6 protein-coding genes are annotated in these 7,095 nt (G+C 74.2%); 2 read left to right on the forward strand and 4 right to left on the reverse strand.

Annotation, left to right across the window (positions count from 1 at the left end; translation table 11 throughout):
- The 4 genes from ABD308_RS27355 to ABD308_RS27370 all read right to left on the reverse strand — a co-directional run.
- Positions 1–1,855, reverse strand: a 1,855-nt coding sequence (locus tag ABD308_RS27355; RefSeq protein WP_344339849.1) for a transglutaminase TgpA family protein, incomplete at its 3' end; no start/stop codon positions are given.
- Positions 1,852–3,174 carry a DUF58 domain-containing protein gene (locus ABD308_RS27360; RefSeq protein WP_344339852.1) on the reverse strand — a complete coding sequence of 441 codons (1,323 nt, stop codon included), beginning with the start codon at positions 3,172–3,174 and terminating at the stop codon, positions 1,852–1,854. The genes ABD308_RS27355 and ABD308_RS27360, both read right to left, overlap by 4 nt.
- A gap of 2 nt (positions 3,175–3,176) precedes the next feature.
- The gene (locus ABD308_RS27365; RefSeq protein WP_425554858.1) at positions 3,177–4,226 is read right to left on the reverse strand and encodes an AAA family ATPase; all 1,050 of its coding nucleotides are present in this window, start codon (positions 4,224–4,226) and stop codon (positions 3,177–3,179) included.
- A 282-nt stretch (positions 4,227–4,508) separates the two neighbouring features.
- On the reverse strand, positions 4,509–5,051 hold the full coding sequence (locus tag ABD308_RS27370; RefSeq protein ID WP_344339855.1) for a beta-class carbonic anhydrase: 543 nt from the start codon (positions 5,049–5,051) through the stop codon (positions 4,509–4,511).
- 506 nt (positions 5,052–5,557) lie between these two features.
- Between ABD308_RS27370 and rsmH the strand changes: the two genes are divergently transcribed.
- Both rsmH and ftsL read left to right on the forward strand, forming a co-directional pair.
- On the forward strand, positions 5,558–6,532 hold the full coding sequence (gene rsmH / locus ABD308_RS27375) for a 16S rRNA (cytosine(1402)-N(4))-methyltransferase RsmH (RefSeq protein ID WP_344339857.1): 975 nt from the start codon (positions 5,558–5,560) through the stop codon (positions 6,530–6,532).
- A gap of 73 nt (positions 6,533–6,605) precedes the next feature.
- Positions 6,606–7,095: cell division protein FtsL (ftsL, locus tag ABD308_RS27380; protein ID WP_425554859.1), on the forward strand; the 490-nt coding region annotated here is incomplete at its 3' end.

Here is a 7,095-nt window from a genome sequence, read left to right on the forward strand (position 1 = left end):
CCGCTTGTCCGCCACTTCTTCTCCCGACGTGTGCGTGGGCGGCCGCGGTGCCGCGCTCGTCGCCGCAGTCGCCGGTCCGGCGCAGCTTGGCGTCGCAGTCGGGGTTGGCGGAGGGCGTGTGGACGGGCGCGCTGGCCTCCGGCTGCGGGGCCGGCGCGGTGGTCGGCTGGGTGGCCGGGGCGGAGACCGGGTCCGAGTAGTCGGGCTGGACGCCCCGGTTCGGGGTGGGCTCGAAGCGCAGCCAGCCGTAGCCCTCGAAGTACAGCTCGGGCCAGGCGTGGTACATCGCGTCGGTCACCGAGTAGACGTTGTTGCCCTTGGAGTTGCCGGGGGTGAAGCCCAGCGCGACGCGGGACGGGACGCCCAGGTAGCGGGCCATCACCGCCATGGTGGAGGCGAAGTGGACGCAGAACCCGCGCCGGCGGGCCAGGAAGTCCGCCATCGCGTCGCTGCCGCTGTCGGTCCTGGTGGTGGCGTCGTAGGTGAAGTCGGGGCCGGTGAACCAGTTGCGCAGCGCGTCCATCTTGTCGTACGGGGTCGCCGCGTTCCTGGTGATGTCGCGCGCCGTCTGCTCGACCACCTTGGGCAGGTCGGACGGCACGGTGAGGTACTGCTTGGTGATCCGCTCGGGCGGCTTGGGCGCACCGCGCAGGTTGGTCGCGGTGGGCTGCACGTTCAGTCCGGTGGCCGTGTACTTGAGGCCCTTGATCGCCTTGTCCTTGGCGGGGATCAGGCTGGCGGTGTCCTCGTCGAGCTGCCAGGCGCCGTTGTCGCGCAGGCTGACGGTCCGCGCCGGGTAGGGCAGCGGCAGCCAGGCGTCGTCCAGCCGGTTGCCGATCATGATCTCGGCCTTGGCCTCGGGCGCTTCGAGCGGGCCCAGGCCTTCAGGGGCGGGCAGCTCGCCGGTGAACGGCACCGTGTTCGTCGAGCCGCGCTTCCAGCTGTCGCCGTCGAAGGAGTCCAGCGCGCCGGTGCGCAGATAGGTGGAGTCGGCGGCCGGGTTCTCCGTCCAGTAGGTCAGCAGCTCGACGCCGCGCGGGTTGGGCAGCGCCCCGGTCAGGGCGACCAGCGGATCGAGGCTGCTGACGCCCGCGCCGCCGTTGCGGCCGGAGACCGTGCCGGAGCCGGTGGGCAGCAGTCCGGAGCCCCAGCGTGGCAGGAAGGCCGGCACCAGCAGGGCGAACACCAGGGCGACCACGCCGACCTGGCGGCCGTTCTGGCCGAGCGCGCCCAGGCCGCCGCCCTCGCCGCGTTCGGAGCCGCGGAAGATCCGGCCCCAGCGGGAGACCCGGTCCTGGCCCTCGGCGAAGAGCAGCACCAGGTAGCCGGTGGCGGCGGCGGCGAACCAGAGCCAGCTGCCCTGGTCGCCGGCCAGTCCGTTGCCGACCGAGTAGAGCGCGAGCAGCGGCAGCCCGGCCAGTGCCGAGCGGCGGTAGGTGACCGCGACGGTGTCCACCAGGACGGCGATCAGTCCGACCGAGCCGACCAGGATCAGCCGCAGGCCGGGGTTGGGCGGGGCGGGGATGGCGTAGTCGCGGACGTCGGTGAAGCCCTGGCCGAGGACCCGGCCGAGGGTGCGGACCGACTGGCCGCCGGGCACGACGCCGCCGAAGACCGCCGAGGAGGCGGCGAAGCCGAGCAGCAGCATGAGGAACAGCGCCACCAGCTGCCCGATCGGGACGGTCCACCGGTAGAACGGCGTGCGCCGCAGTCCGGCGCCGACCGCCGCGACGACCGCGACCACCAGGAAGGCGTGGACGATCCAGCCCTTGGAGGTGAGCAGCGGGGTCAGACAGAGCGCGGTCAGAGCGGTGGCCAGCGCCGAGTACACGGTCAGTTTGGCCCGGGTGGTCACGCGCCGGCCTCTTCTCGGTAGGGGGCGGGCGACTCGGCCCGGTCGGCGGCCCGCCACAGGTCGGGGACGGAGTCGCCGGCGCGGACGGTGAGCACCGTCCAGCCGGCCTCGCGCAGCCGGCGCGCCCGGTCGCGGAACTCCTCGCCGCCGGTCTCGGGGGCGAGCATCCGCAGGCCGGCCCAGGTGCCGGTGTCGAGCAGGAAGACGACGGCGCCGCCGGTGCGGCCGCGCAGCCGGGCGAGCCGGGCGGTCTGCTCCTCGTCGAGTTCGCCGAGGACGGCCACCAGCAGGCCCTCGCCGCTCGCCCGTAGCGGCTCCTCGGCGCGGGAGAGCCCGGCCCCGTCGGAGAGGTCGACGACGGCGAGCGCGTCCAGGATGACGCCGGAGGTGTCGGCGGCGCCGTGTCCGCCGTCCCCTTCGAGTCCGGGCACGGCGTGGCCGGTGTCGGTGAGCAGGCGGGTCTGGTAGCCGCGCTCCAGCAGGTGCGCGGCGACGGAGGCGGCGCAGCCGATGGCCCATTCGAAGGAGGAGGCCGGTCCGCTGCCCCGGTGGCCGGTCTCTCGGGTGTCCAGCAGCACGGTGGCGCGGGCCCTGCGGGGCTGCTCCTCGCGCCGGACCATCAGCTCGCCGTAGCGGGCGGTGGACTTCCAGTGCACCCGGCGCAGGTCGTCGCCGGCCCGGTACTCGCGCAGGATGACGTCGTCGTCGCCGGCCAGCGCGAGGGAGCGGGTGTGGCTCTCGCCCTGCCCGGCCCACTCGCCGCTGAGCCGCACGTAGGGCAGCGCCAGCACCTGCGGGACGACGGTGAGCACGTCGGAGGCGGAGAAGGAGCGGTTCAGCTCGCACATCCCGAACGGGTCGGAGAGCCGCAGCTGGAGCGGGCCGAGCGGGTAGCGGCCGCGCAGGTCGGAGCGGACCCGGTAGGAGACCTCGCGGTGGCCGCGCGGTTCGACGCGGTCCAGCACGAACCGCGGGCGCGGCCCGAGCACGTACGGGACCTTGTCCTCCAGCAGCAGCACACCGGTGGGGACGCGCGAGACGTTGTCCACCCGCAGGTGCACCCGGGCCTCCTGGCCGGCCACCGCCCGGTGCGGGGTGAGCCGGCGGCCGCTGGCGACCCGGTAGCGGGTGTTGGCCAGCAGCAGCGCGGCGGCCAGCGGGAGTATCGCGAGGAGCACGCCGACACGCAGCAGCGCGTCCTGGCCGAGCACGTACGCGCAGACCACGGCGGTCAGCCCGGCGGCGAGGAAGGAGCGGCCCCGGGTGGTGAGGCCGCGCAGGCCGGCGCGCAGGCCCGACGGTTCGTCGGACGGGCCCACCCTCAGCCCCTCCGGACGGCCGTGCCGCCCTGCTGCGGGCGCGGCAGCGGCAGGCGGGCGACCAGGTCGGCGACGATCTGCTCGGCGGTGCGGCGGCTGAGCTGGGTCTCGGCGGTGGGCATCAGGCGGTGGGCGAGCACCGGGACGGCGAGGCGCTGGAGGTCGTCCGGGGTGACGTAGTCCCGGCCGTCCAGGGCGGCGGCGGCGCGGGCGGCCCGGACCAGGTGCAGGGTGGCGCGCGGCGAGGCGCCGAGCCGCAGCTCGTGGCTGGAGCGGGTGGCGGCGACCAGGTCGACGGCGTAGCGGCGGACCGGGTCGGCGACGTGCACGGTGCGGACCAGGTCGATCAGCTTGAGGATGTCGGCGGCGTGCGCGACCGGCTGCAGGTCGTCCAGCGGGCTGGCGCCGGCGTGCACGTCGAGCATCGCGAACTCGGCCTCGGGGCTCGGGTAGCCCATCGAGATCCGGGCCATGAAGCGGTCCCGCTGGGCCTCCGGGAGGGGGTAGGTGCCCTCCATCTCGACCGGGTTCTGGGTGGCGACCACCATGAACGGCGAGGGCAGTTCGTAGCTGGTGCCGTCGATGGTGACCTGGCGCTCCTCCATCGACTCCAGCAGCGCGGACTGGGTCTTGGGCGAGGCCCGGTTGATCTCGTCGCCGACCACGATCTGGGCGAAGATCGCGCCGGGGCGGAACTCGAAGTCGCGCTGCTGCTGGTCGAAGATGTTGGTGCCGGTGACGTCCGAGGGCAGCAGGTCAGGGGTGAACTGGATGCGCCGTACGGTGCAGTCGACGGACCGGGCGAGCGCCTTGGCGAGCATGGTCTTGCCGACGCCGGGCACGTCCTCCAGCAGCAGGTGGCCCTCGGCGAGCAGCACGGTCAGGGCGATCCGGACGGCCTCCGGCTTGCCCTCGATCACGCTCTCGATGTTGGCCCGGATCCGGTCGACGACGGCGGCGAGTTCCGGCAGGCCGACCGGGGTGTACCCCGCCGCCTCCTGGCCGCCCCCCGCACGACCGTTGAGACCGGCCTGATCGCTGTAGCTCGTCACCCGTTCGCTCCCTGGCACACCACGACGGACTCCCACCGAGCCCGGCCCCACCCCATGCTGGACGCGGCCCCTCCGGGCGCGGTTCCGCGTGCGGGAGCCGGGTGCCGGGGGACGGCCTGCGGCTGGCCGCCCCAGGTGGTTCGAGGTCAGACCGGCAGGCGCATTCTCCCCCCTGCGGAGCCCAGAAGTCACCACTTGGAAGGGCCGTGCAGGTCGGAAGGGGCCCGGGAGCGCCCGGCGGGGCCCGGACGGCGCTGGCCGGGCCGGTCGGGCGGGCGGGGGTCAGTCGATCTCGCGCAGCAGGCCGGTGTGGACGTCGAACACGAAGCCGCGCACGTCGTCGGTGTGCAGCAGGAACGGGGACGTGCGGACCCGCTGCATCGACTGCCGGACGTCCCCGTCCAGGTCGACGAAGGCCTCGACCGCCCACTGCGGGCGCTGGCCGACCTCCGCCTCCAGTTCGCGCCGGAAGTCCTCGGTCAGGCCGAGCAGGCCGCAGCCGGTGTGGTGGATCAGCGCGATCGAGCGGGTGCCCATGGCGCGCTGGCTGATGGTGAGGGAGCGGATGATGTCGTCGGTGACGACGCCGCCCGCGTTGCGGATGAGGTGGGCGTCGCCGAGTTCGAGGCCGAGCGCGGCGAACAGGTCGAGACGGGCGTCCATGCAGGCCACCACGGCGACCTTCTGCACCGGGCTGGCGTCCATGCCGCCGTCGCGGAAGGTCGCCGTGTACTCGCGGTTGGCCGCCACGAAGCGGTCGATGATGGCCGGTGTGGCGGAGTCGGCAGCGGCGGTCGGCGTGGGCCGGTCGGGGGTCACTGTCATGGTGAAGACGTTAGTGCGATTTCCGCGTTCATGGTGGGGCTGATTGCTACAGAGCGGGCCCCTGTGATCGAAGGCATATCCACAACGCCCGGACGGCGCTCCGTCGGCCGACCGGGTGGTGCGCCGGGCCCCTGGCATGTGCCACGAGCACCGTCGCGACCTGCGGTGATCCGTACCGCCGCCCGGGTGGTGCGCCGGAGCGGGCCATTGACTGACGGGGTGCGCGCGATAGAGTTGCGGCGCAGTGGAGCACACCCGCCGGGGCCCGTCAACCGGGCCTTTCCGGCCGTGCGGTGACCGACGCGGCCCGTGGCCTCCACCCGCTCCCCGTGCCACCTGGCGCACCTTCCCCGGCGCCGGGCGGTCACGACCTTCCCCAGGAGCGGGCGGGGACCACGGGCCGCGCGGCCCGGCCCGTGCGACGGCTCCGCGGCCTGGTGGGTCAGAATGGTCGGAGCTCCCCGGACGTCGGGCGGCTTTCGCACCGAGGAAGGGCGCCACAGCGCATGACCACCAACGAGCCGGCACCCAAGCACGTCCCGGTGATGCTGCAGCGGTGCATGGACGCGCTGGCCCCGGCGATCTCCCGGCCCGGCGCGGTGGTGGTGGACGCCACCCTCGGCCTCGGCGGCCACAGCGAGGCCCTGCTCACCCAGTTCCCGGACGTCCGGCTGATCGCGGTGGACCGCGACCCGGCGGCGCTCAAGCTCTCCGGCGAGCGGCTGGCCCGTTTCGGTGACCGGGCCACCCTGGTGCACGCCGTCTACGACGAGATCCCCGAGGTGCTGGAGCGCCTGGACGTCCCGAAGGCCGACGGCGTCCTGTTCGACCTCGGCGTCTCCTCGATGCAGCTGGACGAGGCCGACCGCGGCTTCGCCTACGCCCAGGACGCGCCGCTGGACATGCGGATGGACCAGACCCGCGGGATCAGCGCGGCCGAGGTGCTGAACACCTACAGCCACGGCCAGCTGGCCCGGATCCTCAAGCTGTACGGCGAGGAACGGTTCGCCGGCAAGATCGCCTCGGTCATCCTCCGGGAGCGCGAGAAGGAACCGTTCACCACCAGCGCGCGTCTGGTCGAGTTGGTGCGGGGCGCCATCCCGGCCGCCACCCGCCGCACCGGCGGGAACCCGGCCAAGCGGACCTTCCAGGCGCTGCGGATCGAGGTCAACGGCGAGCTGGAGGTCCTGGACCGGGCGATCCCCGGGGCGCTGGACGTCCTGGCGCTCGGCGGGCGGATCGTCGTGATGTCGTACCAGTCGCTGGAGGACCGCCTGGTCAAGCAGTACTTCGCGGCCGGGGCGACCACCACCGCCCCGCCGGGGCTGCCGTTCATCCCCGAGGAGCACCAGCCCTGGCTGAAGCTGATCACTCGCGGTGCCGAGCTGGCCACGGAGGAGGAGATCGAGGAGAACCGGCGCGCCGCGCCCGTGCGGCTGCGGGTGGCGGAGAGGATCAGGGACCGAAGCACCCGGGGCTGACCGGCACCGGGGCGGTCCGAAGGGCGGAGGAGAGGCAGTGGGGCCGGTGGCCGGAGGCGGGGCGGGGAGCCGATTGCTCCCCGGGCAGAGCGGCAGGGCGCGGATCACCGTGCGCCCGGGCCGGCCGGTGCGGGGGCGGACGCCCTTCGCGGTGCTGGTGGTGCTGCTGCTCGGGGCCGGGCTGCTCGGGCTGCTGGCGCTGAACACCGCCCTCAACGAGGGCTCCTTCGAGCTGTCCCGGCTGCAGCGGCAGACCACCGTGCTGACCGACGAGCAGCAGGGGCTGCAGCACCAGATCGACCAGAACTCCGCGCCGGACGCGCTGGCCCGCCGGGCCGCCGAGCTGGGCATGGTGCCGGCCGGCGGGATGGCCTTCCTCGACCTGCCGAACGGCGGCGCGGTGGTCGGCACGCCCAAGGCCGCCCAGGACAGCCCTCCGGTGAAACGGTCCACCGCGGAACCGTGGCCCGGGAAGCAGCCCGCGCCGGGCTCCGTGCCGACCGGTCAGCCCACGGCGCCCGCTCCGGGCGCGCCCGCGAACGCTCCGGCCGCGAACGGTCCCC

It is taken from the genome of Kitasatospora putterlickiae, from assembly GCF_039527695.1.
GTDB lineage: Bacteria > Actinomycetota > Actinomycetes > Streptomycetales > Streptomycetaceae > Kitasatospora > Kitasatospora putterlickiae.

Coding starts and splice junctions, on each gene's coding strand:
- ABD308_RS27370 (WP_344339855.1), bottom strand. CDS start 5,051: ATGACAGTGACCCCCGACCGGCCCACGCCGACCGCCGCTGCCGACTCC.
- rsmH (WP_344339857.1), top strand. CDS start 5,558: ATGACCACCAACGAGCCGGCACCCAAGCACGTCCCGGTGATGCTGCAG.